The organism is Azospirillum sp. (assembly GCF_050789165.1).
Window position 1 is genome coordinate 1 of the sequence record NZ_JBOZRT010000159.1, and the last position, 26430, is coordinate 26430.

General features: G+C 70.2%; 29 protein-coding genes. 16 read left to right on the top strand and 13 right to left on the bottom strand.

What is annotated here, in order from left to right:
* Positions 1 to 306: 306 nt before the first annotated feature.
* Together ftsH and ACRWK7_RS33430 are read right to left on the bottom strand one after the other, a co-directional pair.
* Positions 307 to 2082 carry an ATP-dependent zinc metalloprotease FtsH gene (gene ftsH, locus ACRWK7_RS33425; RefSeq protein WP_431861899.1) on the bottom strand — a complete coding sequence of 592 codons (1776 nt, stop codon included), beginning with the start codon at positions 2080 to 2082 and terminating at the stop codon, positions 307 to 309.
* A 167-nt stretch (positions 2083 to 2249) separates the two neighbouring features.
* Entirely contained in the window at positions 2250 to 2426 is a 177-nt protein-coding gene (locus tag ACRWK7_RS33430; RefSeq protein WP_431861901.1) for a CsbD family protein, read from the bottom strand.
* 160 nt (positions 2427 to 2586) lie between these two features.
* Between ACRWK7_RS33430 and ACRWK7_RS33435 the strand changes: the two genes are divergently transcribed.
* A complete protein-coding gene (locus tag ACRWK7_RS33435; protein WP_431861903.1) occupies positions 2587 to 2856 on the top strand; it encodes a DUF3126 family protein in 270 nt (89 codons plus the stop codon).
* Positions 2857 to 3014: 158 nt separating this feature from the next.
* Positions 3015 to 3230, top strand: a complete 216-nt coding sequence (locus tag ACRWK7_RS33440) for a hypothetical protein (protein ID WP_431861905.1) — start codon at positions 3015 to 3017, stop codon at positions 3228 to 3230.
* 24 nt (positions 3231 to 3254) lie between these two features.
* Here ACRWK7_RS33440 and ACRWK7_RS33445 read toward each other — a convergent pair whose 3' ends face one another.
* From ACRWK7_RS33445 to ACRWK7_RS33455, 3 genes are all read right to left on the bottom strand, one after another.
* Positions 3255 to 3587, bottom strand: a complete 333-nt coding sequence (locus ACRWK7_RS33445; protein WP_431861907.1) for a hypothetical protein — start codon at positions 3585 to 3587, stop codon at positions 3255 to 3257.
* Between the two features lie 176 nt (positions 3588 to 3763).
* A complete protein-coding gene (locus tag ACRWK7_RS33450; protein WP_431861908.1) occupies positions 3764 to 4234 on the bottom strand; it encodes a hypothetical protein in 471 nt (156 codons plus the stop codon).
* Positions 4235 to 4277: 43 nt separating this feature from the next.
* Entirely contained in the window at positions 4278 to 4442 is a 165-nt protein-coding gene (locus ACRWK7_RS33455) for a YdcH family protein (protein WP_431861910.1), read from the bottom strand.
* A 173-nt stretch (positions 4443 to 4615) separates the two neighbouring features.
* Between ACRWK7_RS33455 and ACRWK7_RS33460 the strand changes: the two genes are divergently transcribed.
* The 3 genes from ACRWK7_RS33460 (at position 4616) to queC (ending at position 6303) form a co-directional block, all read left to right on the top strand.
* The gene (locus ACRWK7_RS33460; protein WP_431861912.1) at positions 4616 to 5110 is read left to right on the top strand and encodes a substrate-binding domain-containing protein; all 495 of its coding nucleotides are present in this window, start codon (positions 4616 to 4618) and stop codon (positions 5108 to 5110) included.
* A gap of 83 nt (positions 5111 to 5193) precedes the next feature.
* Positions 5194 to 5535: a hypothetical protein gene (locus ACRWK7_RS33465; RefSeq protein ID WP_431861914.1), complete on the top strand. Its 342-nt coding sequence runs from the start codon at positions 5194 to 5196 to the stop codon at positions 5533 to 5535.
* 30 nt (positions 5536 to 5565) lie between these two features.
* Positions 5566 to 6303 carry a 7-cyano-7-deazaguanine synthase QueC gene (queC, locus tag ACRWK7_RS33470; protein WP_431861916.1) on the top strand — a complete coding sequence of 246 codons (738 nt, stop codon included), beginning with the start codon at positions 5566 to 5568 and terminating at the stop codon, positions 6301 to 6303.
* Here the strand turns inward: queC and ACRWK7_RS33475 are convergent.
* A complete protein-coding gene (locus ACRWK7_RS33475; RefSeq protein ID WP_431861918.1) occupies positions 6252 to 6698 on the bottom strand; it encodes a hypothetical protein in 447 nt (148 codons plus the stop codon). The genes queC and ACRWK7_RS33475 overlap by 52 nt on opposite strands.
* 363 nt (positions 6699 to 7061) lie before the next feature.
* Here ACRWK7_RS33475 and fusA point away from each other — a divergent pair, with 363 nt between their 5' ends.
* Entirely contained in the window at positions 7062 to 9206 is a 2145-nt protein-coding gene (gene fusA / locus ACRWK7_RS33480; protein WP_431861920.1) for an elongation factor G, read from the top strand.
* 103 nt (positions 9207 to 9309) lie between these two features.
* Entirely contained in the window at positions 9310 to 10302 is a 993-nt protein-coding gene (locus ACRWK7_RS33485; RefSeq protein WP_431861922.1) for a threonine ammonia-lyase, read from the top strand.
* Positions 10303 to 10336: 34 nt separating this feature from the next.
* On the opposite strand, the gene ACRWK7_RS33490 is transcribed toward ACRWK7_RS33485, so the two are convergent.
* From ACRWK7_RS33490 to ACRWK7_RS33500, 3 genes are all read right to left on the bottom strand, one after another.
* The gene (locus ACRWK7_RS33490; RefSeq protein ID WP_431861924.1) at positions 10337 to 11119 is read right to left on the bottom strand and encodes an oxepin-CoA hydrolase, alternative type; all 783 of its coding nucleotides are present in this window, start codon (positions 11117 to 11119) and stop codon (positions 10337 to 10339) included.
* 90 nt (positions 11120 to 11209) lie between these two features.
* Positions 11210 to 12046, bottom strand: coding sequence for an alpha/beta hydrolase (locus ACRWK7_RS33495; protein WP_431861926.1), 837 nt, complete (start codon positions 12044 to 12046; stop codon positions 11210 to 11212).
* Between the two features lie 141 nt (positions 12047 to 12187).
* On the bottom strand, positions 12188 to 13816 hold the full coding sequence (locus ACRWK7_RS33500; RefSeq protein WP_431861928.1) for an AMP-binding protein: 1629 nt from the start codon (positions 13814 to 13816) through the stop codon (positions 12188 to 12190).
* 239 nt (positions 13817 to 14055) lie between these two features.
* Between ACRWK7_RS33500 and ACRWK7_RS33505 the strand changes: the two genes are divergently transcribed.
* From ACRWK7_RS33505 to ACRWK7_RS33530, 6 genes are all read left to right on the top strand, one after another.
* Positions 14056 to 15468, top strand: coding sequence for a hypothetical protein (locus tag ACRWK7_RS33505; RefSeq protein ID WP_431862077.1), 1413 nt, complete (start codon positions 14056 to 14058; stop codon positions 15466 to 15468).
* A gap of 150 nt (positions 15469 to 15618) precedes the next feature.
* The gene (locus ACRWK7_RS33510) at positions 15619 to 16320 is read left to right on the top strand and encodes an ABC transporter ATP-binding protein (protein ID WP_431862079.1); all 702 of its coding nucleotides are present in this window, start codon (positions 15619 to 15621) and stop codon (positions 16318 to 16320) included.
* Between the two features lie 24 nt (positions 16321 to 16344).
* Positions 16345 to 17505, top strand: a complete 1161-nt coding sequence (locus ACRWK7_RS33515) for an ABC transporter substrate-binding protein (protein ID WP_431861929.1) — start codon at positions 16345 to 16347, stop codon at positions 17503 to 17505.
* Between the two features lie 133 nt (positions 17506 to 17638).
* A complete protein-coding gene (locus tag ACRWK7_RS33520; RefSeq protein WP_431861931.1) occupies positions 17639 to 18571 on the top strand; it encodes a branched-chain amino acid ABC transporter permease in 933 nt (310 codons plus the stop codon).
* A complete protein-coding gene (locus tag ACRWK7_RS33525; RefSeq protein ID WP_431861933.1) occupies positions 18568 to 19536 on the top strand; it encodes a branched-chain amino acid ABC transporter permease in 969 nt (322 codons plus the stop codon). The genes ACRWK7_RS33520 and ACRWK7_RS33525 overlap by 4 nt, the downstream gene beginning before the upstream one ends.
* A complete protein-coding gene (locus tag ACRWK7_RS33530) occupies positions 19533 to 20291 on the top strand; it encodes an ABC transporter ATP-binding protein (RefSeq protein WP_431861935.1) in 759 nt (252 codons plus the stop codon). The genes ACRWK7_RS33525 and ACRWK7_RS33530 overlap by 4 nt, the downstream gene beginning before the upstream one ends.
* A gap of 13 nt (positions 20292 to 20304) precedes the next feature.
* Here the strand turns inward: ACRWK7_RS33530 and ACRWK7_RS33535 are convergent, their stop codons facing one another.
* Both ACRWK7_RS33535 and ACRWK7_RS33540 read right to left on the bottom strand, forming a co-directional pair.
* Positions 20305 to 20664, bottom strand: a complete 360-nt coding sequence (locus tag ACRWK7_RS33535) for a hypothetical protein (protein WP_431861937.1) — start codon at positions 20662 to 20664, stop codon at positions 20305 to 20307.
* A 2-nt stretch (positions 20665 to 20666) separates the two neighbouring features.
* The gene (locus ACRWK7_RS33540) at positions 20667 to 21731 is read right to left on the bottom strand and encodes a tetratricopeptide repeat protein (protein WP_431861939.1); all 1065 of its coding nucleotides are present in this window, start codon (positions 21729 to 21731) and stop codon (positions 20667 to 20669) included.
* Positions 21732 to 21930: 199 nt separating this feature from the next.
* On the opposite strand from ACRWK7_RS33540, the gene boxC reads away from it, so the two are divergent.
* The 3 genes from boxC to ACRWK7_RS33555 are packed head-to-tail and all read left to right on the top strand — an operon-like array spanning position 21931 to position 25180.
* Complete coding sequence (gene boxC, locus ACRWK7_RS33545; protein ID WP_431861941.1) at positions 21931 to 23556, top strand: 2,3-epoxybenzoyl-CoA dihydrolase; 1626 nt, start codon at positions 21931 to 21933, stop codon at positions 23554 to 23556.
* A 5-nt stretch (positions 23557 to 23561) separates the two neighbouring features.
* Entirely contained in the window at positions 23562 to 24986 is a 1425-nt protein-coding gene (gene boxB / locus ACRWK7_RS33550; RefSeq protein ID WP_431861943.1) for a benzoyl-CoA 2,3-epoxidase subunit BoxB, read from the top strand.
* Positions 24983 to 25180 carry an alpha/beta fold hydrolase gene (locus ACRWK7_RS33555; protein ID WP_431861945.1) on the top strand — a complete coding sequence of 66 codons (198 nt, stop codon included), beginning with the start codon at positions 24983 to 24985 and terminating at the stop codon, positions 25178 to 25180. The genes boxB and ACRWK7_RS33555 overlap by 4 nt, the downstream gene beginning before the upstream one ends.
* Before the next feature lie 16 nt (positions 25181 to 25196).
* On the opposite strand, the gene ACRWK7_RS33560 is transcribed toward ACRWK7_RS33555, so the two are convergent.
* Together ACRWK7_RS33560 and msrA are read right to left on the bottom strand one after the other, a co-directional pair.
* Positions 25197 to 25412, bottom strand: a complete 216-nt coding sequence (locus ACRWK7_RS33560; protein ID WP_431861946.1) for a hypothetical protein — start codon at positions 25410 to 25412, stop codon at positions 25197 to 25199.
* 181 nt (positions 25413 to 25593) lie between these two features.
* On the bottom strand, positions 25594 to 26199 hold the full coding sequence (gene msrA, locus ACRWK7_RS33565; protein ID WP_431861948.1) for a peptide-methionine (S)-S-oxide reductase MsrA: 606 nt from the start codon (positions 26197 to 26199) through the stop codon (positions 25594 to 25596).
* Positions 26200 to 26430 lie beyond the last annotated feature (231 nt).

Genomic DNA, 26430 nt, shown 5'->3' on the forward strand with positions numbered 1-26430 from the left:
CGTCATCCCCGCGAAAGCGGGGATCCAGGAGAGTTGGCAAGGGGTTGATTTCCCAAGGTTCTCTGGATCCCCGCTTTCGCGGGGATGACGAAAAATGAAAGAAACGCGCACGAGGCCGTCACATCCCCGAGGTGGAAACTCGGAACCACAGAACTCTGCCGTTTCAGAAGCTTAAACACGTTCCCCGGACAGCTGTGCGCGAAGGCGGGGATCCATACGTTCCACAGCGGTGCGCTCCGGGACTTATGGATCCCCGCCTTCGCGGGGATGACGGCAAAATAGGGGCTTGCGGAAGGAGGCGGCGCTCTACGCCGCCTCGGTCTCCAGCTTCGGTTCGGCCATCGCGACGATCTCGGCGCCGCTCAGCGTCTCGCGCTCCAGCAGCGCTTCCGAGATGGCGTCCAGCGCGGCGCGGTTGCCGGTCAGCAGGCGCTTGGCGCGCTCCATGCCCTCGTCGGTGATGCGGCGGACCTCCTCGTCGATCAGCCAGGCCATGCGTTCGGAGGTGGCGTTGCCGGGCTCGGCGGCGTGGGCGACGAAGCCGACGCTCTCGCTCATGCCCCAGGCCTTGACCATGCGACGGGCGATGTCGGTGGCGGCGCGGAAGTCGGCTTCGGCGCCCGTCGTCACCGCGTCGGCGCCGAACACCAGCTCCTCGGCGGCGCGGCCGGCCATGGCCACGGCGATGTCGGCCAGCAGCTTGGCGCGCGACAGCGACACCCGGTCGCCCTCCGGCAGGCGCACCACCATGCCCAGCGCGCGGCCGCGCGGGATGACGGTCGCCTTGTGGATCGGGTCGGCCTCGGGGATCTTCACCGAGACCAGGGCATGCCCGGCCTCGTGCACCGCGGTCAGCTTGCGCTCGTGCCCGGAGAGCGCCAGGGTGCGGCGCTCGGTGCCCATCAACACGCGGTCCTTGGCGGCCTCGAAATCGTTCATGTGGATGATGACGCGGCCCTGGCGCGCCGCCGACAGCGCCGCCTCGTTCACCAGGTTGGCGAGTTCCGCGCCGGAGAAGCCGGGGGTGCCGCGCGCCACCGTCTTCAGGCAGACGTCGGTCGCCAGCTTGCAGCGGCCGGTGTGCACGCCGAGGATGGCCTCGCGCCCGGTCACGTCGGGCGGGCTGACGTGAATGTGGCGGTCGAAGCGGCCGGGGCGCAGCACCGCCGCGTCCAGCATCTCCACCCGGTTGGTGGCGGCGATGATGATGACGTCGCCGCCCTCGACCACGCCGTCCATCTCGACCAGCAGCTGGTTCAGCGTCTGCTCCTTCTCGGAGTGCGAGTTGGCCTCGCCGCGCTTGCCGGCCAGGGCGTCGATCTCGTCGATGAACAGGATGCAGGGCGCCTTGGCGCGGGCCTGCTTGAACAGGTTGCGCACGCGCGCGGCGCCCAGGCCGACGAACATCTCGACGAAGTCGGAGCCCGAGGCGGTGAAGAACGGCACCCCGGCCTCGCCGGCGGCCGCCTTGGCCAGCATGGTCTTGCCGGTGCCCGGCGGGCCGACCAGCAGCAGCCCCTTGGGCACGCGGGCGCCGGCCATGGCGAAGCGGTGCGGGTCCTTGAGGAACTCCACGGTCTCGCGCAGTTCCTCCTTCGCCTCGTCCACGCCGGCGACGTCGTCGAACTTGACCGAGCTGTCGTCGGGACGCAGGCGGGTGGCGCGGCCCATGCCGAAGAAGTTGCCGCCGCTCAACGCCAGCGCGCCGACCATCAGGCCGATGATGATCACCGGCGCCAGCTTGTCGAGCACCGTCATGGTCTGCGGCATCAGCCCGTCCGGACCGTCGTCGAAGGAGATGGCGATCTTGCGCCCGCGCAGCTCGCTCAGCAGGTCGTCGGTGACCGGCACGACGATGCGGTACTGCTTGCCGTCCGCGGCGGTGGCGTGCGCCACGTTGTTGCCGAACACCACCGAGGCGACGTCGCCGCGGGCCGCCATGTCGACGAATTCGGAGTAGGTGGCGTTGTCCTGCGCCGCCTTGCGCGAATAGTCGTTCCAGGCGGCGAAGATGAACCAGCCGCTCACCACGGCGAGTACGGCGGCAATGGCGATGGTCGCTCGGCGGGGCAGGTGCGGCATGTCCACTCATACGGCTTGGAACGCAATTCGGATCATGAATGCGTTGCCCGAGCCGCGGCATCAACCGCTTTCATTGTGCGGCTTTTCTTTGACACGGATGAAGAAGCGTGGACGCTGCCGTAAATACACGGCGGGACGGGGTGTCGGCCGTCCCGCCGTGTTGACGCTTACTTGTTGCCGCGCAGGGCGTCCTTGATGCCGCCGATGGCGTTCTGGATCTTGCCCTTCACCTTGTCCATGGCGCCTTCCTGCTGGAGCTTCTGGTCACCGGTGACGCGGCCGGCGGCCTCCTTCAGGTCGCCCTTCATCTTGGTGCCGGAACCTTCGATGCGATCGCGGTCCATGGGTCTCCCCTCCAAAGCTGTGTCGCCACCACAAACAGGGGCGGGGCCGGGAAGTTTCGCGGAAAATGCATGGCTGGGGCTGTCCGGTGCAGTTCGGCCTTCCCATATCGCGGCGAGGCACTATTGTCGCGCCCACCAGACACAACCCTGCGGAACCGCCATGCCGCCCAGCAAGCCGACACAGGCCACCAAGTTTTCCGACACCGAGATCGCCCGCGTGCAGATGTACCTGCGCCGGACGTTCGGCAACGACAAGATCGCCGTGGAGGCGCCGCAGAAGGCCGGCCAGTCCGCCGAGGTGACCATTGCCGGCGAGTTCGTCGGCACGCTGCACCGTGATGTCGAGGACGACGAGGTCTCCTACGCCCTGCACGTGGTGATTCTGGAAGAGGACCTGCCGACGCCGCAGGTGCCGAAGCCGGGACGCTGACGTCCCGCCCGCCGCCTCCGCCCCAGGACCTACCTTAGGCGGAGGGGAATAGGCGGTTTGAAGCGGCCGTTAACCCCTCTGTCCGGCTGGGCGCCGCGGCGCCCTTCCGGTAAAAGGCGCCCCCAACGAACTAGGGGGCTTTCGCCCGAGGGGAAAACGTGCCGCGTCTGTTCTGCGCCTGCTGTGGTCGTCCGTTCGAACGCTCGTCGACCCGCGGGCCTTCTCCGCTCTACTGCTCGGCCGATTGCCGCCGCCAGATGGCGGTGCGCCGCCGCGCCTGGACCCGCGCCGACCTGATCGGCCCGCTGACGCTGGCGCAGCCGGGCGGGCGCGACGCCGAGCGCGCGCCCGGCCACGGCCGCTATGCGGCCTGACCTGGCCGGTTGTGACTGAGGGACTTACTCGCCGCGGGGCGGCGGGCGCAGCGGGCGGCGCTCGACGATCGGGGCCGGGCGCGGCTTGTTGAAGCCGCCGCCGGGGCCGCCGCCGTAGCCGCCCGAGGCCGGGCGCGGCGGCGCCGAGTCGTAGGAGGGCATGTCGCGCACGCGGAACACCCCGCGCTCCGCCGGCAGGCTCTCCGCCAGGACCACCACCGAGTTCAGCGAAACCTGCCCGTCGGCGGCGCCCGCGAAGGGCTTCAGCCGGCCGTCGGCCACGTAGCCGCTGACCTCCTCGACGGTGCATCCCAGCCACTTGGCAGCTTCGGTGAGAGAGAGCGGCTGATCGCGCATGGTGGGTCCCTGTGCCTTGGCGTTGTCTTGCGTGTCGTCTCGACTATTCACATGGTCGGCGCTGCAGGGACGGAACAGCCCCGCCGCGCCGCGGCGGCGCACCGCAGGACGGTGCGTTCCACCCGTGACAATAGGCGGTTTGCACGCGCGTGTCGCGCGTTGTGTGCGCCGCTGCGCTACTTTCGCCGGAGCATGCGCAGCGCCAGCGCCGCGCCGACGCCCCAGGCGCCGTTGACCAGCGGGCCGACCAGCACGCCGGGGAGGCTCCAGCCGCCGGCGGACGGCAGCCCCTTCAGCGGCTGCACGACGAACCACGCCACCAGCGTCGGCCCCAGCGCGCCGAACGCCGCGGCGGCCAGCCAGTACCCGGCGCCGCGCGGGAAGTGCCTGGCCACGCCGGCCAGCGCCACGCCCCACACCCCGCCCCAGAAGGCGGAGGACAGCACCGCCGGCACGCCCAGCGGCGGCACCGGCTGCAGCTGGAACGGCGCGCGCGCGACGAGGCCGGCGAGGTGGAGCAGCCCGACCATGCCCTGGTGGAACACCAGCACGGCGAGGAAGCCGGCCAGAAAGCCGGCGAGGGCGCCGGCCGCCGGGCGGCGGAAGCGCGGTTCGGGATGCGGGATGGGGAATTGGGTGTCGGTCATGCGGGGCAGGGCGGCGCCCAGGCGCCGCCCGCCGTTGATCGCGTCAGTGGGACAGCCGTTCGATCTCTTCCTTGAGGTGCAGCTTCTCCGTCTTCATGCGCGAAACGGCGACGTTGTCGTAGCTGTGGTGGGACTCCGCCTCGCGGATGCGCGTGTCCAGCTCGGCGTGACGCTGGCGGAGTGCGGAAATGTGGGATTCCTTGTTCATGGGACTGTCCCCCTGTTTGGCTGGAAGGCAAGGCGATCAGCGGGCGCCAGCGACAGAGTCTGCTTTCTTGGGCGGTTCCGCCGCCTGCCCGGAGCAACCGCCGCGCTGCGGCGTTTCCCGGTCCGGAGAGTCATTATGCTCCTGTTTCATCGGAGGGCGACGTGAAATTTCGCATGGGTCACTTGGCCGCTGTCGTGGCGGCAACCGTGCTGGCGGGCTGCCAGTTCCCCGGCTTCGCCACGTCGCAGCAGGCGGCGCTGCCAGCCCCGCCCCCCAAGCGCGCCGAGCCGCCGGCCGCGCGCGGCATCTGGATGGTCGGCACCCGGTCGGTCGAGCCGCGCATCCGCGCGGCGTCCGCAAGTTACGAGGGGACGCCCGACACCAAGCCGAACCTGACCGCCGAGGGCACCGCCTCGGGCCTGCGCGCGCTGTGCGCCGGCACCGGGGTGGAGCATCCGGACATGGCGCTCGCCGACCGCGCCATACGGGCCGAGGAGCTGCGGCGCTGCGCCGCCAAGGGAATTACGCTGACCGAATACGCGCTGGGGCCGAAGCAGTTCGTCTACGTGAAGGACGCGCACATGATGGCCATCCCCGGCGTTCGCGACTTCGTGGGCAGCTGGGGCGTGCAGGGCAAGCCGGTGAGCCCGGCCACCCAGCCGAGCTAGGCCCAAGCGGGGATGGGGGTACGGCGCTCAGGTGGATTGGCAGCGCGGAGCGCGGTGCCACCTTCTAATGAAGGAGGTGGCGCATGGACGACGAAGCCGCACTCCGCAGCGCGCTGCGCGCCGTGGATTACCTGCTCGGGCACATCGGCGACGATCCCGCGGTTTTGGCCGCGGCGGTCCGGCGGATGGCGGAGGTGGCCCGGCTGCTGCCGGCCGGCGGTCCCGGCGGGGGCGACGCCGCCGGCGCGGTGAGCGCCGCCGTCACCATGGCGCTGGAGGCCGGCGGCGACCGGACGCTGGCCGCGGCGCGGCTGCGGCTGGGCTGGATGGCGGCGGTGCGCTCGCTGGCCCGGCGCACGGGATTGCACGCGGTTCCCGGCCTCCCCGCCGACATTTCCCTCCCGCGGACGACCGGCGACGGGTAGGGTGGCGCGTCGTCAGCGAGGGGGCGTGCCGTGGCGGAGCAGGGCGGAGCGTTGGTGCTGTTTTCCGGCGGGCAGGATTCCACCGTCTGCCTCGCCTGGGCGCTGGACCGGTACCCGCGGGTGGAGACGGTGGGCTTCGACTACGGCCAGCGCCACGCCGTCGAGCTGGCATGCCGTGGCGGCGTGCGCGCCCGGCTGGCGGCGGAGAACCCGGCCTGGGCGCCGCGCCTCGGCGACGACCACACCGTGGATCTGCGCGGCCTGTCCGCCATCAGCGACACCGCGCTGACCCGCGAGGCGGAGATCCGCATGACCGCCGAGGGGCTGCCGAACACCTTCGTGCCCGGCCGCAATCTGATCTTCCTGGCCTACGCCGCGGCGCTGGCCTACCGGCGCGGGCTGACGCACATCGTCGGCGGCATGTGCGAGACCGACTATTCCGGCTATCCCGACTGCCGCGACGACACCATCAAGGCCATGCAGGTCGCGCTGAACCTCGGCATGGACCGCCGCTTCGCGCTGCACACGCCGCTGATGTGGCTGGACAAGGCCGAGACCTGGGGCCTGGCCCAGCGGCTGGGCGGCGCGGCGTTCGTGGACCTCGTGGTCGAGGAGACGCATACCTGCTATCTCGGCGACCGCACGCGGCGGCACGCCTGGGGCTACGGCTGCGGCACCTGTCCGGCGTGCGAGCTGCGCGCCAGGGGGTGGGAGCGCTACGCCGCCGCCCGCTCGCCGTCCTCCGCCGCCGGACGCACGTCCTCGTAGGGAATGGCGCGGAAGCGCGGGCCGGGGCCGGACCGCACGTGGCCGAGCGCCTCGCTGAACACCCGGTACTTGCCGTGCACGAGGTCGATGCCGACGATCTCGCCCTCCACCTCGACGCGGTTCCAGGCGCGGTCGTTGGTGACCACGCGAATCGCCGCGCCGTAGGCCAGCGCCGGCTGGATCCCGTGGTGCGCCACCCAGGCGGCGACCAGCCGGTCGTGCGCCCGCAGCCGCTCGACGGTGAAGTCCTCGGGCGCGCCGCCGCGTTGCGCCAGCGCGTGGGCGGCCATGTCGCGGACGATGGGCAGGCCCAGGGAGGGGCGCCGGCGGGGCGTGGTCCTGGCGGCGACGAAGCGGTCGGGGTCGGGGAGAGCGTGCAGGCGCGGGGCGTCCATGCCGGGGCCTCCTGTGTTGCGGAACCATGACATCTCGCCCGCACTAGGCGCCCAATATGGTTAACGAGAGGTGACCGCCCACATACGCCCTTGCCTTGCGCGCCGTAAGGGACTATCTGAGTGCGCCATAAGGCGCCCCCGTGTTGGTCACAGTGGCGCACGGGCTGTCGGCTGTGATAGAAGGCGGCCTGGAAATTGGGATCAACCGCGACGGAACGTCCGGGCGTGAGAGCGCGCGGGTGTTTCGCCTAACGTTCATTGTGCCTTAACCGAACACCCGTAAAACCCCAAACCACCCGCCGGAGCGGACGGCCTGATCGTCGTAGCTTCGCGTACAGGTTTACACCGTAACGGACCCGCCACATGCCGCGCCAAACGCCTCTTTCCGATCTCCGCAACATCGGCATCATCGCCCACGTCGACGCTGGCAAGACCACGACGACCGAGCGTCTCCTGTACTATACCGGCCGTAAGCACACGATCGTCGACGTGCACGAGACCAAGGATCTCAAGTCGTCGACCACGACCGACTACATGGAGCAGGAGCAGAAGCGCGGCATCACGATCCAGTCGGCCGCGGTCTCCGTGACCTGGCGCGGCAAGAAGATCAACGTCATCGACACCCCGGGCCACGTCGACTTCACCATCGAGGTGAACCGTTCCCTGCGCGTGCTCGACGGCGCGGTCGTGGTGTTCGACGGTGTGGCCGGCGTTGAGCCGCAGTCGGAGACCAACTGGCGTCTGGCCGACAACTACGACGTTCCGCGCATCTGCTACGTCAACAAGATGGACCGCTCCGGCGCCAACTTCCGCCGTTGCGTCGACATGATCCGCACCCGCCTGGGCGCGCGTCCGCTGCCGGTGATGGTTCCGATCGGGTCGGAAGACAACTTCCGCGGCATGGTCGATCTGGTCGAGATGAAGGCCCTGGTCTGGACTGCCGACGATCGCGACGCCAAGCCCGAGGTGTGGGAGATCACCGACGATCTGGCGGCGAAGCTGAACCTGTCGGTCAAGGAAGACCTCGACAACATCGCCAGCATCCCCGAGCTGCGCGCCGAGCTGATCGACACCTGCCTGGAGCAGGACGACGCGGCGATGGAAGTCTACCTCGAGACGGGTGAGGAGCCGTCGGCCGACGTGCTGCGCGCCTGCCTGCGCAAGGGCACCATCGCCGGCGCCTTCAACCCGGTGCTGTGCGGCTCGTCGTACAAGAACAAGGGCCCGGTCCAGGTTCTGGACGCGGTCGTCGACTACCTGCCGGCGCCGACCGACGTCGCCGCCATCAAGACGGTCGACCAGGACGGCAACCCGAACGGCGAGCGCATGAGCTCGGACGACGAGCCGTTCTCCGCGCTGGCCTTCAAGGTGATCAACGACACCTACGGCTCGCTGACCTTCATCCGCGTCTATTCGGGCGTGCTGACGAAGGGCATGTCGGTCATGAACTCGACCCGCGGCAAGCGCGAGAAGATCGGCCGCATGGTCGAGATGTTCGCGAACCAGCCGCACCCGCTGGAAGAGGCCCGCGCCGGCGACATCGTCGCCCTCGTCTCGCTCACCGAGACGGACACCGGCGACACGCTGTGCGACGCCGCCCATCCGGTGATCCTGGAGCGCATGCGCTTCCCCGAGCCCGTCATCAGCGTCTCGGTCGAGCCGAAGACCCGCGGCGAGCAGGAGAAGTTCTCGATCGCGCTGGGCAAGATGGTCCGCGCCGATCCGTCGCTCCGCCTGGAGACCGACCGCGAGACCGGCCAGACCATCCTGCGCGGCATGGGCGAGCTGCACCTCGAGGTGACGCTGGACCGCATGCGCACGGAGTTCGGCGTGGAAGGCAACATGGGCAAGCCCCAGGTCGCCTACCGCGAGACGATCACCAAGCCGGTCGAGTACACCTACACCCACAAGAAGCAGACCGGCGGTTCGGGCCAGTTCGCCGAGGTGAAGATCATCTTCGAGCCGCGGGAGCGTGGTGAAGGCTTCGAGTTCAAGGACGAGACGGTCGGCGGTTCGGTGCCGCGCGAGTACGTTCCGTCCGTGGGCAAGGGCCTGGAGCTGCAGAAGGAAGAGGGCGTCATGGCCGGGTACCCGACCGTGGACTTCCGCGCCCGCCTGGTGGACGGCAAGTACCACGACGTCGACTCGAACGCGCTGACGTTCGAAATCGCCGCCAAGGCCTGCTTCCGCGAGGCGCTCAAGCTCGCCAGCCCGATCCTGCTCGAGCCGGTGATGAAGGTCGAGGTCGTGACGCCGGAGGACTACCTCGGCGACGTGATCGGCGACATCAACCGCCGCCGCGGCATGGTCAACGGCCAGCTGGAGCGTGGTGCGAACATCGCCGTGGAGGCCCACGTGCCGCTGAACGAGATGTTCGGCTACATCGGCCAGCTGCGCGGCATGACCTCGGGCCGTGCGAGCTACACCATGGAGTTCAGCCACTACGAGCCGGTGCCGCGCAACGTCGCCGACGAGATCGTGGCCGGCCGCAACGCCAAGGCCGCCTGATCTCCAGGTTCGGTTTGAAGAACACGGCCGGCGGAGCGATCCGCCGGCCGTTTCTTTTTGTGCTATACAGGGCGCACAAGAACACAGGGATTGGGGAGAGACCATGAGCACCGACGCGCTCGCGATCCGCTTCGCCGACGTCGAAGCGGCGTCCGGACGTCTGGCCGGCAAGGCGGTGGTGACGCCGCTGCTGGAGAACCGTTTGCTCAACGACCGTGTCGGCGGGCGCGTGCTGCTCAAGCCGGAGGTCCTGCAGGTCAGCGGCTCGTTCAAGTTCCGCGGCGCCTACAACCGCCTCAGCCAGCTCGACGAGGCGCAGCGGCGCGCCGGGGTGGTGGCGTGGTCGTCGGGCAACCACGCGCAGGGCGTGGCCGCGGCGGCGCAGATGCTCGGCATCCCCGCGACCATCGTGATGCCCGAGGACGCGCCGGCGCTGAAGATCGCCAACACCCGCGGCTACGGCGCCGAGGTGGTGCTGTACGACCGCTGGCGGGAGAGCCGCGAGGGCATCGCCGCCGCCATCGCCGGGGAGCGCGGCGCCGTGCCGGTGCCACCCTACGACGACCCGCACATCATGGCCGGGCAGGGCACCGCGGGCCTGGAACTCGCCTGTCAGGCGCGCGACCTGGGGGCGACGCTCGACGTGGTTCTGGCGCCGTGCAGCGGCGGCGGGCTGGTCGGCGGCATCGCCACGGCGGTGAAGCACTTCTCGCCCCAGACCGAGGTCTACAGCGCCGAGCCGGCCGGGCTGGACGACCTCGCGCGCTCGCTGAAGGCCGGCGAGCGGGTGCGCAACGACCCGGCGGCGCGTTCCTTCTGCGACGCGCTGATGGCGCCGACGCCGGGCGAGCTGACCTTCCCGATCCACCGGGCGTTGCTGGCCGGCGGCGTGGCGGTGACCGACGACGAGGTGGCGGCGGCGATGGCCTACGCCTTCACCGTGCTGAAGCTGGTGGTCGAGCCGGGCGGCGCCGTGGCGCTGGCCGCCGTGCTCAGCGGCAGGGTGCCGACCGCCGGCCGCACCATCGGCGTGGTGCTGAGCGGCGGGAACGTCGATCCGGCGCTGTACGCGGAGGTGCTGGGGCGGGGGCGGTAAGCCCCTCCCCCGTGCGGGAGAGGGGCTATGTGCGTCACCGCTTGTGGAACACCGGCGGGCGCTTCTCGAAGAAGGCGGTGATCGCCTCGTGCGCCTCGGGGTGGTGCAGGGCCTCGACGAACTGGTCGCTCTCGCGGCCGAGCTGGGCGAGCAGGGACGTGTAGGCCTGCTCGATCAGCCGCTTGGCGCGGCCGATGGCGACCGTCGGGCCTTCGGCGAGGCGCTCGCCCCAGGCCACCGCCGTCTCCAGCGCCGTGCCCTTCGCCACCACCTTGTTGACCACGCCCAGCGTGTAGAGCCGCTGCGGGTCGACGCCGCCGCCCTCGAACAGAAGCTCGGCGGCGAGCTGCGGCGGCAGCGCACGGGCCAGCGAGCCGGAGATGCCGCCGTCCGCCGTCAGGCCGACCTTGGCGTAGGCGGCGATGAACTGGGCGTCCTCCGCCGCGACGATCAGATCGGACGCCAGCGCCAGCGCGAAGCCGGCGCCCGCGGCCGGCCCCTCGACCGCGGAGATCACCGGCTTCGGGCAGTCGCGCATGGCGCGGATCCAGCCGTGGAAGCGCTCGATGCCGTTGCGGTTCTCGGAGCGCGCCTGGGTGCGGTGGTTGTAGAGGCGCCCCAGGTGGCCGCCGGAGCTGAAGGCGTCGCCCGCCCCGGTCAGCACGACCGCGCCGACCCCGGGGTCCTGGACCGCCTGGTCGAAAGCGTCCCGCGCCCCGTCCATCATCTCCACGCCCAGCGCGTTGCGGCTCGTCGGGTCGTTCATGGTGAGGACCAGGACACGCCCCTTCCGTTCGACGTCGATGCGGCCGGCCATGCGTTCGCTCCCCCGATGATTTGGATTGGGAGCAATGATGCGCCTGTCCGGCCGCGCCGTCCAACGCGCCGTTGCCGCAGGGGCGCGCCGCTACCCCATCAGCGACTCGACCGTCCGCCACAGCTTGCCGTAGGGGGAGGCGAGGTCGTCGAGGACGTCGAAGTGGTGCCGGCCCTCGATCTCCATCAGCTTTGCCCCGGTCGCGGCGGCGTATTCGGCGGACTGGCGGCGGAACTCGTCGCTCTCCGCGCCGCCGACCGCCACGGCCAGCGGCACCGGGACGCTGTGCAGGTGGCGCATCGGGCTCTGCGCCAGGATCTCGTCGCCGCTCAGCTGCAGGGCGGGTTGCAGCCAGGACCAGCGCAGCGGCTCCAGGTCGAACAGGCCGCTGATCGGCAGCGCCGCCTTGATGAGGGTGTCGGGGATGCCGTAGTCGCGCTGCCACGCGGTGCTCAGCATCCGCGCCGTCAGGTGGCCGCCGGCGGAGTGGCCGGAAACGCCGATGCGGTCGCGGTCGCCGCCGAACTCCGCGATGTTGGCCCAGGTCCAGGCCAGCGCGGCGCGGCACTGGCGGACGATCTCGCCGATCGGGACGGCGGGGCAGAGCGCGTAGTTGACCACCACCGTGCACACGCCGCGCGCCACCGGCCCCTCGGCGATGAAGGAGAAGTCGCGGGCGCTGAAGGAGCGCCAGTAGCCGCCGTGCAGGAACACGTGCACCGGCGCGTTCGGCCGCGTCGTCGGGAAGACGTCCACGTACTCCGCCAGCGTCGGCCCGTAGGGCAGGCCGAGCCGGCCGCCGAGCTTGCGCCGCGCCTCCTCACTGCGCCGCGCCCAGCCGGCGAACCACCCGTCCACGTCCGGCACGCCCAGGCGCGGGTTGTAGGCGCGGTCGATCTCGTCCTGCGTGGTGAGGTGGCGGTACATGGAGATCCTTCTCAAACCCTCCCTCGCCTCCGGCGGGGGAGGGAGGGGCCCGCGCAGCGGGAGGGTGGGGGCCCGGACTCTCGGGGAGGCCGATGCCCCCACCCTAACCTCCCCCGCCGGAGGCGGGGGAGGGGTTTTCCGTCAGCTCGCCTTCGAGAGCCTTTGCTCTTCCATCTGGCGCAGCTTGAAACGCTGCACCTTGCCGGTCTCGGTGCGCGGCAGGCTGTCGATGAACTCCACCGCGCGGGGGTATTTGTACGGCGCGATGGTCTGCTTGACGAAGTCCTGCAACGCCTTCGCGTCGCGCGGCGCGCCGGGGCGCGGCACCACGAAGGCCTTGACGATGGCGCCGCGGTCGGGATCCGGCGCGCCGATCACCGCGCACTCCGCCACGTCGGGATGGGCCAGCAGCGCCTCCTCCACCTCGGGGCCGGCGATGTTGTAGCCCGAGGAGATGATCATGTCGTCGTTGCGCGCCTGGAACCAGAAATAGCCGTCCTCGTCCATCACGTAGGCGTCGCCGGTGATGTTCCAGCCATTCTCCACGTACACCGTCTGCCGCGGGTCGGCGAGGTAGCGGCATCCCGTCGGCCCGCGCACCGCCAGCCGGCCGGGCTCGCCGGGGGGCAGCGGGTTGCCCTCGGCATCGACGATGCGCGCCTCGTAGCCGGGGATCGGCTTGCCGGTGGCGCCGGGGCGGATGTCGTCGCCGGCCGTGGCGATGAAGATGTGCAGCATCTCGGTGGAGCCGAGGCCGTCGATGATCCTGATCCCCGTGGCGTCGTAGAACGCCTGCCACGTCGGCAGCGGCAGCGTCTCCCCCGCCGACACGCATTTGCGCAGCGAGGAGATGTCGTGCGCCGGCAGCAGCGGCAGCATGGCGCGATAGCCGGTGGGCGAGGTGAAGCAGACGCTGGCCCGGTGCCGCTCGATCGCCTCGGCCAGCAGCACCGGCGGCGAGGCGGCAGGCAGCAGCAGCGTCGAGGCGCCGAAACGCATCGGGAAGATCACCAGCCCGCCAAGACCGAAGGTGAAGGCCAGCGGCGGGCTGCCGCAGAACACGTCGTCCGGCTCCGGCTTCAGGGTCGAGCGCGGGAAGCAGTCCGCGATGGCCATGACGTCGCGGTGGACGTGCATGGTTCCCTTCGGCACGCCCGTCGTGCCGGACGTGAAGGCGATCAGGCAGACGTCCTCGGCGGCCGTGTCGACGTTGGCGAAATCGCCGCCCTTGGCGCGCATCCGCGCCTCCAGGCCGTCGGCGGCGTCGGTGCCGAAATAGGCGAGGTGGCGCAGCGTCGGGCACTTCGGCCGCGCCACCTCCATCTCGTCGGCCAGCGGGGCGGCGCACAGGGCGTGCGTCACCCGCGCCTTGTCGATGATGGTGCACAGCTCCTTGGCGCGCAGCAGCGGCATGGTGGACACCGCGATGCCGCCGGCCTTCATCACCGCGAACCAGCAGGCCACCATCATCGGCGCGTTGGCCGAGCGCAGCAGCACCCGGTTGCCGGGCACCAGCCCCATGTCCTCGGTCAGCACGCGGGCGATGCGGTTGGCCTTGTCCAGCAGGTCGGCGTAGGTCCAGCGCTCGGTCGGGGAGAGCACGCAGGGACGGTCGGCGAAGCCGCCGGCCACCATGCGGTCCAGCAGCTCGACACTGCAGTTCAGGCGCTTTGGGTACTGAAGTTCAGGAAGATCGAAGCGGATGTCCGGCCACAGCTCGCGCGGCGGCAGGTTGTCGCGGGCGAAGGTGTCCACATGCGCGGTGTGCATCGTGCCTCCCCTGGGTGCCGTGCCGGCACGCGCCGAGTCTCCGCCTTCTGTCGGGCGTTTTGCTTGAAGCTTAAAATTGGCTCGGACGATTGTCCATGTGGAATTCGGCCTATCCCGGCATGACTCTCGGACAGGTGTTGTCGGCGTGGGCTGGACTTTGCGGCAAATCGCGTGCACCATCCGGACACAAGGTGCTTTAAGCTTAAACGAACGCGCCGAGCAGGGAGGCAGCGGTGACCATGTGGCGCCCGCCGCAACGCATCGAGCACCGGCCGACGCCGGGCCGCTGGCCCGACGCCGCGGAGGCGGCATCCTCCCGCCTGTTCCAGCCGGTCCGGCTCGGCCCGGTGACTCTCGCGCAGCGCACCTGGGTGCCGGCCATGGTGCCGTGGCGCGCCACCGACGAGGGCTTCGTCAGCGACGGCGTGCTCGACTGGTACCGCCGCTTCGCCGAGGGGCGGCCCGGCGCCATCGTGGTGGAGGCGACGGGAATCCGCGACGTGCCCTCCGGCCCGCTGCTGCGCATCGGCCACGACCGCTTCCTGCCGGGTCTGGCCACGCTGGTGGAGACGGTGCGGGAGGCGTCCGGCGGCGAGACGCGGCTGTTCATCCAGATCATCGACTTCCTGACGATCCGCCGCCGCCCGACGCGCGAGGCGTTCCTCGGCCGCTTCCTGGCGGTCACCGACCGGCACCGGGAGGCGCTGGGCGTGTCCGACGGCGCGGAGGTGCGCCGCCGCCTGCTGGAGATGCCGCCGGAGGAGGCCGACGCGATCCTCGATGAGCGCGAGCGCGAGAGCCTCGCCTCGGGCTACCGGGAGCGGGTCACCGACACGCACCTGCGGCACATCGCCGACCTGCCACGGGTGCTGCCCGGCCTGTTCGCCGACGCCGCGGCGCGGGCGCGGGACGCGGGCTTCGACGGGGTGGAACTGCACTACGCGCACGCCTACACGATGGCGTCCTTCCTGTCGGCGCGGAACGACCGGGCGGACGGCTACGGCGGCGCGCGGGAGAACCGCGTGCGGCTGCCGCTGGAGGTCTACGCCCGGGTGCGCGAGCGGGTCGGGCCGGGCGTCGCCGTCGGCTGCCGCTTCCTGGCCGAGGAGTGCATCGCGGGTGGCGGCACGGTGGAGGATGCGGCGCACTTCGCCACTGAATTCGCGCGCGCCGGCATGGATTTCCTGTCCACCTCGCGCGGCGGCAAGTTCGACGACGCGGCGCAGCCGCGGGTGGGGGAGGCCGCGTACCCCTACACCGGGCCGAGCGGCTACGAATGCATGCCGCAGTACATCTCGGACGAACACGGCCCGTTCGGCCGCAACGTGACGCCGACCGCGCGGATCCGCCGGGCGGTGCGCGACGCCGGATTCGCCACGCCGGTCGTCGTCACCGGCGGGATCCACAACTTCGAGCAGGCCGAGGGCATCCTGGCGCGCGGCGACGCCGACGTCGTCGGCATGGCGCGGCAGTCGCTGGCCGATCCCGACTGGTTCCGCAAGGTGCGGACGGGCCGCGGGGCGGAGGTGCGGCTGTGCGAGTACTCCAACTACTGCGAGGGCCTCGACCAGAAGCACAAGCCGGTGACCTGCAAGCTGTGGGACCGCGCGGGCGGGCAGCGGCGGATGGTGGCGCCGGGGTGGGAGGGGTGAGAATGCCCCTCCCCCGCCGGAGGCGGGGGAGGGCGATACTCGAAGCTTGAAGAAAAGGATTGAGCCGCCGTCCGCGTGGCTTATCCTGCTGATACGAAACGCCGGACACACGGCGCGGGGAGGTGGAGAGCGATGGGAACGGCCGGGCCGATGCTGGAGGTGTCGGGCCTGCAGGCGTCGTACGGCGCCGGGCAGGTGCTGTTCGGCGTCGACCTGCGCGTGGGCGAGGGGGAAGTCGTCACGCTGCTCGGCCGCAACGGCATGGGCAAGACCACCACCGTCAACGCCATCATGGGCCTGCTGGCGCCGAAGGCCGGGCGCGTCGCCTTCTGCGGGCGCGAGCTGACCGGCCGTCCGGCGCACGAGGCCGCCCGCGCCGGCCTGGGGCTGGTGCCGGAGGGGCGGCAGATCTTCCCGAATCTCACGGTGCGCGAGAACCTGGTGGCGACGGCCAATGGCGGGGCGGACGGGCGCGGCGCCTGGACCCTGGAGCGCGTCTTCGCGCTGTTCCCGCGCTTGCAGGAACGGCAGGACCAGATGGGCAGCAGCCTGTCGGGCGGCGAGCAGCAGATGCTCGCCATCGGCCGGGCGCTGATGACCAACCCGCGCCTGCTGCTGCTGGACGAGGCGACGGAGGGGTTGGCGCCGCTGATCCGCAAGGAGATCTGGCAGGTGCTGCTGAGCCTGAAGCGCGCCGGCCAGTCGATCCTGGTCATCGACAAGAATGTGAAGGCGCTGAAGCGCATCGCCGACCGCCACTACGTGCTGGAGAAGGGGCGCATCGTCTGGCAGGGCTCCAGCGCGGAGCTGGAGGCGGAGCGCGAGCGGCTGGAACGGCATCTCGGCGTGTGAGGACAACGGGGAGGGGGTACGAGGATGAAGAGGACTGTTCTGGCGGCGGCCCTGATGGCCGGACTGGCGCTGCCGGCGGAGGCGCAGGAGCTGCGCATCGGCCTGATGTCGACGCTGACCGGGCCGCAGGCGGTGACCGGGCAGCACCTGCGCGACGGCTTCATGCTGGGCGTCGAGCACGCCGGCGGCAAGCTGGGCGGGCTGGAGACCAAGGTCACCATCGTGGATGACCAGCTGAAGCCGGACGTCGCGGTGCAGGAGGTCGAGGGCCTGCTGAAGCGCGACAACGTCAACATCGTGGCCGGCGTCGTCTACTCCAACATCCTCATGGCGGTGTACAAGCCGGTGGTGGAGTCCGATGCCTTCCTGATCTCGGCCAACGCCGGGCCGGCGCCGGTGGCGGGCAACCGCTGCTCGGAGAACTTCTTCAACACCTCCTGGCAGAACGACCAGACGCACGGCGCGGTCGGCAAGTACGTGTCGGACAGCGGCATCAAGAAGGTCTTCCTGCTGGCGCCGAACTACCAGGCGGGCAAGGACGGCCTGACCGGCTTCAAGCGCCACTTCAAGGGCGAGGTGGTGGACGAGGTCTACACCAAGCTCGGCCAGCTCGATTTCTCCGCCGAGATCGCCAAGATCCAGTCGGCGAAGCCCGACGCGGTCTACACCTTCATGCCCGGCGGCATGGGCGTCAATCTGGTGAAGCAGTACGCGCAGGCCGGGCTGAAGGACAAGATCCCGCTGTTCTCCGCCTTCACGGTGGACGAGACGACGCTGCCCGCCACCGAGGATGCCGGGCTGGGTCTGTTCAGCGCGTCGATCTGGGCGCCGGACCTGGACAACGCCGCCAACAAGAAGTTCGTCGAGGACTTCCGCAAGAAGTACGGCTACGTGCCCGCCTACTACGCGGCGCAGGCCTACGACGCGGCGCGCCTGATCGACGCGGCGGTGAAACAGGCCGGCGGCGTGAAGGATAAGGCGAAGCTGCGCGCGGCGCTGCGGCAGGCCAAGTTCGACAGCGTGCGCGGGTCGTTCACGTTCAACAAGAACCACTTCCCGGTCAGCGACTTCTACCTCGTCGAGGCAGCCAAGCTGCCGGACGGCGCGCCGGCCATGCTGAAGCGCAAGGTGGTGTTCGAGAAGTACGCCGACGACTACGCCGGCGAGTGTTCGATGAAGTGGTAGCGACTTGCCCCCTCCCTAACCCTCCCCCGCTGGCGCGGTGGAGGGAACTCCGCCGCTCTGCCCCCTCCACCGCGAAGCGGGGGAGGGATGGGGAGGGGGCCACCCGCTTTGTTTTTTTTGCGCCAAGGACCCCATGGACCCCATCCTGCTCGCCGTCCAGACGTTGAACGGGTTGCAGCTCGGCGTGCTGCTGTTCCTCGTGGCCGCCGGGCTGACGCTCGTGTTCGGCATCATGGACTTCATCAATCTGGCGCACGGCGTGCAGTACATGGTCGGCGCCTACTTCGCCGCCACCTTCACGGCGGCGACGGGCTCGTTCCTGCTCGGCGCCGCGCTGGCGCTGCCCGCCGCGGTGCTGGTCGGCGTGGTGCTGGAGCGCGTCGTGTTCCGCCACTTCTACGGCCGCGACCATCTCGACCAGGTGCTCGCCACCTTCGGCGTCATCTTCTTCCTGACCGAGCTGGTGCGGGTCGTCTGGGGGCCGACGCCGCTGTCCTTCCCGGTGCCGGCGTGGGCCAGCCACTCGGTGACGCTGTTCGGCGGCGCCACCTACCCGGCGTACCGGCTGTTCATCATCGGCGGCGGGCTGGCGGTGGCGGCGGGGCTGTACGTGCTGGTGGCGCGCACGCGCTTCGGCATGCTGGTGCGCGCGGGGGCGAGCAACCCGCGCATGCTCCAGGCGCTGGGCACCGACATCAAGCGGCTGTTCCTGCTGGTCTTCGCGCTGGGCGCCATGCTCGCCGGCTTCGCCGGGCTGATGGCCGGGCCGATCCTGTCGGTGGAGCCGAGCATGGGCGACAACCTGCTGATCCTCGCCTTCGTCGTCATCGTCATCGGCGGCCTTGGCTCGATCCAGGGGGCGTTCCTGGGGGCGCTGCTGGTCGGGCTGGTCGACACGCTGGGGCGCTCGTTCCTGACCGACGCGGTGAAGCTGGTGCTGCCGGCCTCGGCGGCGGTCGACGTCGGGCCGGCGCTGTCGTCGATGCTGATCTACGTGCTGATGGCGGTGGTGCTGATCGTCTCGCCCACCGGGCTGCTGCCCGCCGCCAGGGGAGCCGCGCGGTGAGCGCCGACACCCTGTCCGCCCGGCCGCGCCCGTTTCGGTACCGCGGCGCGCTGCTGCCGCTGGCGCTGTTCGCGCTGCTGGCTGCGGTGCCGTTCGTGGCGGGCGCCCTCGGGCAGCCCTTCTACGTCAGCCTGTTCACCCGCATCATGATCTTCGCCGTCGCGGCGCTGGCGCTCGACCTCGTGCTGGGGTACGGCGGCATGGTCAGCCTGGGGCACGCGGCGTACATGGGCGTGGGCGCCTACGCGGTCGGCATCCTGTCGTTCCACGGGGTGGACAGCGGCTGGGTGCAGTGGCCGCTGGGCATCGGGGCGGCGGCGCTGGCGGCGCTGGTGATCGGAGCCTTGTCGCTGCGCACGCGCGGCGTCTACTTCATCATGATCACGCTGGCCTTCGCGCAGATGCTCTACTACACGGCCAACGCGCTGAGCACCTACGGCGGCGACGACGGGATGACGCTGTGGAGCCGCAGCACCTTTTCCGGCCTGCTCAAGCTGTCGGACGCGCGGACCTTCTACTGGGTCGTCTTCGCCGCGCTGGCGCTGAGCTATCTCGGCTTGAGGCGAGTCGTGGCGTCGAAGTTCGGCCGGGTGCTGCGCGGCTGCAAGGAGAACGAGCGGCGCATGACCGCCATCGGCTACAACACCACGCTCTACAAGCTGGCGGCGTTCGTGCTGTCCGGCGCGCTGGCCGGGCTGTCGGGCGTGCTGCTGGCCAACCACACGGAGTTCGTCTCGCCGGCCTACATGAGCTGGGTGCGTTCCGGCGACCTCATCGTCATGGTGGTGATCGGCGGGCTGGGGACGCTGCACGGCCCGATTGTCGGCACGGTGCTGGTGCTGGTGCTGGAGGAGGTGCTGTCGAAGCTGACGCAGCACTGGTGGCTGATCTTCGGCCCGCTGATCGTGCTGACGGTGTGGCGGGCCAAGGGCGGCGTGGTGCGCCTGTTCGGGGGGCGGGCATGACGCTGCTGTCGGTCGGCCACCTCGCCAAGAGCTTCGGCGCCGTCGCCGCCACCCGCGACCTGTCGCTGGACGTGGCCGAGGGCTCCATCCACGCCGTCATCGGTCCGAACGGCGCCGGCAAGACGACGCTGGTGGCGCAGCTGGCCGGGGAGCTGCGCCCCGACGCCGGGCGCATCCTGTTCGACGGGCGGGACGTCACCCGGCTGCCGGTGCACCGGCGGGTGCGGCTGGGGCTGGCGCGCTCGTTCCAGATCTCCAACACGCTGCTGAGCTTCTCGCTGCTGGAGAACGTGGCGCTGGCGGTGCAGGCGCGGCACGGGCACAGCTTCCGCTTCTGGGCCGACGCGGCGCGCGACGGGCGCATCAACGCGGAGGCGCTGGCCGTGCTGCAGACGGTCGGCCTCGCCGACCGCCGCGACCGGCTGGCGTCGGAGGTCAGCCACGGCGAGCGGCGCCTGCTGGAGATCGCCATCGCGCTGGCGACCGGGCCGAAGATGCTGCTGCTGGACGAGCCGATGGCCGGCGTCGGCCCCGAGGAGGGGCAGCGCATGGTGGAGATGCTGCGCACGCTGCGCGGCCGCGTGACCATCCTGCTGATCGAGCACGACATGGACGCGGTGTTCCGCCTCGCCGACCGCATCACCGTGCTGGTCTACGGCCGCGCCATCGCCACCGGCACGCCGGACGAGATCCGCGCCGACGCCGCGGTGCGCGAGGCCTACTTGGGCGAGGAGGACGACGAGCTGGTGGCGTGACCTGCTTCTTCGCCTACTTCTTCACCGGCGGCCGCAGGTTCAGCCACACCTTCTCGATCCGCGGCAGCGATTCCGTGCGGCCCTTGAGGTCGGTCGACGAGACCGTGTCCACACCGCACTGGAAGTCGTAGTAGACGAAGCGGTGCACCGCGCTGACGTAGAAGGCGCCCTCGAACAGGTCGCCGTGCCGCTCGATGTGTTCGCTCTCGATCTTCAGGCCGGCGATCTTCGGCACCCGCTCGGCCGCCTTCAGCAGGCATTCGAGCGCCAGGCGCTGGCTCTCCGAATCGCCGGGGACGCCGCCGGAGGCCCAAGCGGCGGGCGAGGCGAGCAGGGCGGCGCCCAGCAGGGCGCAGGCGAGGGGGCGGCGCATGATCAGAAGCCCGTCGGCGCCTGGAGCGCCGCGCCGTACTCGTGGAAGTACCGGACTTCGGTGCTGGTGTGGGCGAGGGCGTCGCGGAAGGCGACCACCGCCTCCTCCTGGCGGCCCAGCTTGCTCAGCAGCGTGCCCAGCATGTGGTAGTTGGCGGGGTCGTCCGGGCGCATCTCGATGCCGCGGCGCAGCCGGGCGACCGCTTCGTCGGTGCGGCCCAGGCGGTCGTACGCCTTGCCGAGCGCCACATACACGTCGCCCATCCGGGGATTCAGCTCCAGACCGCGGTCGTACGTGGCGATGGCTTCCTCCGTCTTGTCCTGCGCCGCGAGGATGAGGCCCTTGGTGACGTACAGGCTGCCGTGGTTAGGTCTGGCCGCGATGCCCTGCTCGATGACGCGCATCGCCTGCTCGGGCTTGCCCTGGAGCAGCAGCGTGCGGGCCCACAGGTTGTGCAGCAGGTGAAGCTCGCCCGGCTGCATCGCCACGAACGCCTTGCCGATGTACTCCATCGTGCGCGGGAAGTCCTTGCTGCCGGCCCGCTCCTCGGCACGGCGGACGGACAGGGTGACCAGATAGGGGTCGATCACCATCATGGCGTCGTTGGCGACCGATTCGATGATGCGCGGCACCTCGTCGATCGGGCCGCGGTACTTGATGTCGCGGATCTGCCCCTCGCGCGGGTAGGCGCGCAGGCGGAACTCCACCTCGTTGCCCTGCATCACAAGTTCGCCGGCGAAGTGGTAGGGCACGAGGCCGCCCATCTGGCGCACCGCGTCGATCACCGGCGTGATGTGCAGGTAGTCGGACACCGCGACCATCGAGCGGTCGGTCTGCCCGAAATCGACGTCCACCGACCGGAGGCTCGATTTCGCCTGTTCGCCGATGCGCCGGACGGCGTCGGTCAGGTGGCGGGTGACGACCTCGGACGTGTAGCCCTGGTCCTCCAGCGCGTGCGGCACCGGCACCTTCTCGAACACGATCTCCGGGCCGGAGTAGATGCTGTATCCCAGCAGGCCCAGTGCGCCGACGATGGGAATGGTCAGAATTCCGAAGTCGAAGATCATCCCCGCATCCCCCCGCACGATCCCCTTGTGAGTACTACCATGGTAGCACCGGCACCGTGCGCGGCGTCAAGACGCGCCAAGCGTCGCCGTCCACGTCGACCACCGTCCAACTTGACAACGCGATCCGTTCGCAACACCATTATGGCAATCCGGTACCGAATTAGAAAATACACCGGATGCAGCCCTGGGGAGGGAGGCCATGGAGCGCAACGCTCTGATCGATTTCCGCACGCATCCGGACCGCTACCGGCATTGGCGGCTGGCCGTCGATGGCGACGTGGCCACGCTGACGCTGGACGTCGCCGAGGACGGCGGGCTGGTGCCGGGCTACCAGCTGAAGCTCAATTCCTACGACCTCGGCGTCGATATCGAGCTGAACGACGCCGTGCAGCGCCTGCGCTTCGAGCACCCGCAGGTGCGCGCCGTGATCGTCGCCTCGGGCAAGGACCGGGTGTTCTGCGCCGGGGCCAACATCCCGATGCTGGCGCAGTCCTCGCACCACCACAAGGTGAACTTCTGCAAGTTCACCAACGAGACCCGCAACGCCATCGAGGAGGCCGCGGGCAAGGCCGGCCAGACCTGGATCAGCGCCATCAACGGCACCGCGGCCGGCGGCGGGTACGAGCTGGCGCTCGCCACCGACTGGATCGTCATGGCCGACGACGGCTCGACCGCGGTGTCGCTGCCGGAGGTGGCGCTGCTGGCGGTGCTGCCGGGCACCGGCGGGCTGACCCGGCTGGTCGACAAGCGCAAGGTCCGCCGCGACCACGCCGACGTCTTCTGCACCCTGGAGGAGGGCATCCGCGGCCGCCGCGCGGTGGACTGGCGGCTGGTCGACGAGGTGGTGCCGCGTTCCAAGCTGATGGAGGCGGCGCAGGCGCGGGCGAGGGAGTTCGCCGGCCGCTCGCCCCGCACCGGCGAGGGTATCGCGCTGCCGGCGGTGGAGCGCCGCGTCGAGGGCGACCGCATCGACTACGCGCACGTCTCGGCCGTGCTCGACCGCGCCGCCGGCACCGTCACCATCACCGTGCGCGCGCCCGCCGAGGCCCCGAGGCGGGAGGACGGCGCGGCCTTCTGGCCGCTCGCTATGGCGCGGGAGCTGGACGACCTGATCCTGCACCTGCGCTTCAACGAGACGACGCTCGGCACCTGGGTGCTGACGACGCACGGCGACCCGGCGCTGGTCGAGGCGGCCGACGCGGCCCTGCTCGCCGACCCGGAGGACTGGTTCCTGCGCGAGACGACGCTGCACCTCGCCCGCGTGCTCAAGCGGCTGGATGTCACGGCGCGCAGCCTGTTCGCGGTGATCGACCAGGGATCCTGCTTCGCCGGCACGCTGCTGGAACTCGCGCTGGCGGCCGACCGCAGCTACATGCTGGACGGCGGCGACGACGCGCCGGCGATCCGGCTGACGCCGATGAACTTCGGCCCCTTGCCGATGCCCAACGGCCTGACCCGCCTGCAAAGCCGCTTCCTCGCCGCCCCCGACCATGCCGAGGCGTTGCGGAGTTCCATCGGCGAGGACCTGGACGGCGACGACGCGCTGGACCAGGGCCTGGTCACCTTCGCCCCCGACGACATCGACTGGGACGACGAGATCCGCGTGGCGCTGGAGGAGCGCGCCGGCTTCTCCCCCGACGCGCTGACCGGCATGGAGGCGAGTTTGCGCTTCGGCGGGCCGGAGACCATCGAGAGCAAGATCTTCGCCCGCCTCTCCGCCTGGCAGAACTGGATCTTCCAGCGCCCGAACGCCGCCGGGGAGGCCGGTGCCCTGAAACTCTACGGAACCGGCCGCCGCGCCGAGTTCGATAAGGTGAGGGTGTGACGCTCATGACCACCGCCATCGACTACGTCAGCCGCATCCCCAACAACGTCAACCTCGCCGACGACAAGCGGCTGCAGCGCGCGCTGGAGCAGTGGCAGCCGGGCTTCCTGCGCTGGTGGCAGGACCTGGGGCCGGTGGGCACCGGCGACCTAAACGTCTACCTGCGCACCGCGGTCGGCGTGGACGCCGGGGGCTGGGCGCACTGGGGCTACGTCAAGATGCCGGAGTACCGCTGGGGCATCTTCCTCACCCCGCACGACCAGGACCGCCGCATCGCCTTCGGCGTGCACAAGGGCGAGCCGGCGTGGCAGCAGGTCCCCGGCGAGCACCGCGCGACGCTGCGCCGCCTGATCGTGACGCAGGGCGACACCGAGCCGGCCTCGGTCGAGCAGCAACGCCACCTCGGCCAGACCTGCCCGTCGCTGTACGACCTGCGCAACCTGTTCCAGGTGAACGTCGAGGAGGGGCGGCACCTGTGGGCGATGGTCTACCTGCTGCACGCCTATTTCGGCCGCGACGGCCGCGAGGAGGCGGAGGCGATGCTGGAGCGCCACTCCGGCGACCCGGACAAGCCGCGCCTGCTCGGCGCCTTCAACGAGCGCACGCCGGACTGGCTGTCGTTCTTCATGTTCACCTTCTTCACCGACCGCGACGGCAAGTACCAGCTGGCCTCGCTGGCCGAGAGCGGCTTCGACCCGCTGGCGCGCTCCTGCCGGTTCATGCTGACCGAGGAGGCGCACCACATGTTCGTCGGCGAGACCGGGGTGGGGCGCGTCATCCAGCGCGCCTGCGAGCTGATGCGCGAGCACCGCGCGCAAGACGTGCGCCGCTTCGGCGGCATCGATCTTGCGACCTTGCAGAAATACCTGAACTTCCACTTCTCGGTGTCGCTGGACCTGTTCGGGCAGGAGCTGTCCACCAACGCCGCCAACTACTACACCCTTGGCCTGAAGGGCCGCTTCAACGAGGAGAAGATCGACGACGACCACGTGCTGGAGGACGCCGCCTACACCGTGACCACCGCCGAGGAGGGCCGCATCGTCACCAAGCAGGCGGCGGCGCTGACCGCGCTGAACGAGCGGCTGCGCGACGACTACATCAAGGACTGCCAGCGCGGCGTGGACCGCTGGAACAAGATCATCGAGGCGCAGGGCATCGACGTGCGGCTGACCCTGCCGCACCGCGCCTTCCACCGCGCCATCGGCAGCCTGTCGGCGCTGCACGTCGATCCCCAGGGGCGACCGCTGCCGGCCGACGAGTGGCAGCGCCGGCGGTACGAGTGGCTGCCGTCGCCGGAGGACGAGGCCTATGTCGCCTCGCTGATGGTGCCGGTTACGGAGCCCGGCAAGTTCGCCGGCTGGATCGCCCCGCCGGCCAAGGGCCTGGACGGCCGCCCGCTGGACTTCGAGTACGTGCGGCGTGGGCATTGACGGCGTGCGTCTGCACGTCGAACTGGCCGGCCCAGACGGCGCCCCGCCCGTCGTGCTGCTGCACGGCTTTCGCGGCGCTGGACCTTTGCGACGACGGCCGGCTGGTGCGTTTCGAGCGGGCGACGCACTGGCTGCAGCATGAGGAGGCGGAACGCGTCAATCGGGAGCTGATCGCCTTCCTGCGCGGTGGGTGACACCGGGAAGCCCGTATCACGCGAGGGAGCGCGGCTCGCCCTTCAGCAGCCCGGCCCGGGCCAGCGCCCACATGGCCTTCGTCCAGGCCGCCTCGACGCCCAGCGACCTCTGCCGGGCCCGCAACACTTCCACGGCGATTTCGATCGAGGAGACCTCGTCCATTCGCCGGCGAACCGAGGCGTAGGTCTCGCACACCGCCGCCGCGTCCTCGTCTCTGAGATCTTTGTCCATCGCCACCCCCACTGACAGCGCCCGGTCACAGGCACACTATGGCGGGATTCTTAAGATTCGTTTGATCCACATCAACGGAGATTTGGCATATCTCGGAATCCGCTTTTTGTCACAGCAGTCTAGCCACAAACAAGCCACAAAGATACCCGTGACACGCTTCGTGCTACATTGCCGTTGTACTTCAGCCGGCGGGCTGGTTGCCCCAGACCTGTTCCAGCCGCTGGTCGCGGCCACACGTGTAGCGATAGTATTTATAACGCAGCGGGTTCTTTTTGTAATAGTCCTGGTGGTAGTCCTCCGCCGGGAAGAAGGTCGCGGCCGGCAGCACCGGGGTCACCACCGGCTTGCCGAGGCGCTTGGCGATCTGTTCCTTTGAGGCTTCCGCCTTTTGCCGCTCCTCGTCGGTGGCGACGAAGATGGCCGTGGTGTACTGCTTGCCGCGGTCGCAGAACTGGCCGCCGGAGTCGAACGGATCAACCTGCCGCCAATAGACCTCCAGCAGCGTGTCGTAGGTCACCTTCTTTGGGTCGTAGCGCACCTGCACCGCCTCGTAATGCCCGGTGCGGCCGGCGGAGACCTGCTCGTAGGTGGGGTTCGGCACCATGCCGCCGGTGTAGCCGGAAATTGTCGCCACCACGCCGTCGAGCTTGTCGAAGGGCGGCTCCATGCACCAGAAGCAGCCGCCGGCGAACACCGCGGTCTTCGTCTCCGGCGCGTCCTGCGCCAGCGCCGACGCGCTCATGCCGAGCGCCACGGCCAGCAGCATTCCCGTCCACGCGGTGCGCATCTCATCCTCCCTGGCTCCATGTCGCGCCACTATAAGCCTGGGGCGCCGGACGCGGGTGTCACGCCTGATCACATCAGCGCGATCCGCTGAAAGAGGTACCTCTTCTGCGCTTCGGTCGGGCTTGACGGACGGCGCGCCGGGGAGGATGGTTATTTGTATGACGAATGATCCGTGACACGGATCACTCGCGCCGAGACCGGGGAAAACCGGCCGGTTCAGGGAGGGAGAGAC

Excerpts from the sequence above, each read along its gene's own strand:
- ftsH (WP_431861899.1), bottom strand. The coding sequence starts at position 2,082 with ATGCCGCACCTGCCCCGCCGAGCGACCATCGCCATTGCCGCCGTACTC.
- ACRWK7_RS33430 (WP_431861901.1), bottom strand. The coding sequence starts at position 2,426 with ATGGACCGCGATCGCATCGAAGGTTCCGGCACCAAGATGAAGGGCGAC.
- ACRWK7_RS33435 (WP_431861903.1), top strand. The coding sequence starts at position 2,587 with ATGCCGCCCAGCAAGCCGACACAGGCCACCAAGTTTTCCGACACCGAG.
- ACRWK7_RS33445 (WP_431861907.1), bottom strand. The coding sequence starts at position 3,587 with ATGCGCGATCAGCCGCTCTCTCTCACCGAAGCTGCCAAGTGGCTGGGA.
- ACRWK7_RS33450 (WP_431861908.1), bottom strand. The coding sequence starts at position 4,234 with ATGACCGACACCCAATTCCCCATCCCGCATCCCGAACCGCGCTTCCGC.
- ACRWK7_RS33455 (WP_431861910.1), bottom strand. The coding sequence starts at position 4,442 with ATGAACAAGGAATCCCACATTTCCGCACTCCGCCAGCGTCACGCCGAG.
- ACRWK7_RS33460 (WP_431861912.1), top strand. The coding sequence starts at position 4,616 with ATGGGTCACTTGGCCGCTGTCGTGGCGGCAACCGTGCTGGCGGGCTGC.
- ACRWK7_RS33465 (WP_431861914.1), top strand. The coding sequence starts at position 5,194 with ATGGACGACGAAGCCGCACTCCGCAGCGCGCTGCGCGCCGTGGATTAC.
- ACRWK7_RS33475 (WP_431861918.1), bottom strand. The coding sequence starts at position 6,698 with ATGGACGCCCCGCGCCTGCACGCTCTCCCCGACCCCGACCGCTTCGTC.
- fusA (WP_431861920.1), top strand. The coding sequence starts at position 7,062 with ATGCCGCGCCAAACGCCTCTTTCCGATCTCCGCAACATCGGCATCATC.
- ACRWK7_RS33485 (WP_431861922.1), top strand. The coding sequence starts at position 9,310 with ATGAGCACCGACGCGCTCGCGATCCGCTTCGCCGACGTCGAAGCGGCG.
- ACRWK7_RS33490 (WP_431861924.1), bottom strand. The coding sequence starts at position 11,119 with ATGGCCGGCCGCATCGACGTCGAACGGAAGGGGCGTGTCCTGGTCCTC.
- ACRWK7_RS33495 (WP_431861926.1), bottom strand. The coding sequence starts at position 12,046 with ATGTACCGCCACCTCACCACGCAGGACGAGATCGACCGCGCCTACAAC.
- ACRWK7_RS33500 (WP_431861928.1), bottom strand. The coding sequence starts at position 13,816 with ATGCACACCGCGCATGTGGACACCTTCGCCCGCGACAACCTGCCGCCG.
- ACRWK7_RS33505 (WP_431862077.1), top strand. The coding sequence starts at position 14,056 with ATGTGGCGCCCGCCGCAACGCATCGAGCACCGGCCGACGCCGGGCCGC.
- ACRWK7_RS33510 (WP_431862079.1), top strand. The coding sequence starts at position 15,619 with ATGCTGGAGGTGTCGGGCCTGCAGGCGTCGTACGGCGCCGGGCAGGTG.
- ACRWK7_RS33515 (WP_431861929.1), top strand. The coding sequence starts at position 16,345 with ATGAAGAGGACTGTTCTGGCGGCGGCCCTGATGGCCGGACTGGCGCTG.
- ACRWK7_RS33520 (WP_431861931.1), top strand. The coding sequence starts at position 17,639 with ATGGACCCCATCCTGCTCGCCGTCCAGACGTTGAACGGGTTGCAGCTC.
- ACRWK7_RS33530 (WP_431861935.1), top strand. The coding sequence starts at position 19,533 with ATGACGCTGCTGTCGGTCGGCCACCTCGCCAAGAGCTTCGGCGCCGTC.
- ACRWK7_RS33535 (WP_431861937.1), bottom strand. The coding sequence starts at position 20,664 with ATGCGCCGCCCCCTCGCCTGCGCCCTGCTGGGCGCCGCCCTGCTCGCC.
- ACRWK7_RS33540 (WP_431861939.1), bottom strand. The coding sequence starts at position 21,731 with ATGATCTTCGACTTCGGAATTCTGACCATTCCCATCGTCGGCGCACTG.
- boxC (WP_431861941.1), top strand. The coding sequence starts at position 21,931 with ATGGAGCGCAACGCTCTGATCGATTTCCGCACGCATCCGGACCGCTAC.
- boxB (WP_431861943.1), top strand. The coding sequence starts at position 23,562 with ATGACCACCGCCATCGACTACGTCAGCCGCATCCCCAACAACGTCAAC.
- ACRWK7_RS33560 (WP_431861946.1), bottom strand. The coding sequence starts at position 25,412 with ATGGACAAAGATCTCAGAGACGAGGACGCGGCGGCGGTGTGCGAGACC.
- msrA (WP_431861948.1), bottom strand. The coding sequence starts at position 26,199 with ATGCGCACCGCGTGGACGGGAATGCTGCTGGCCGTGGCGCTCGGCATG.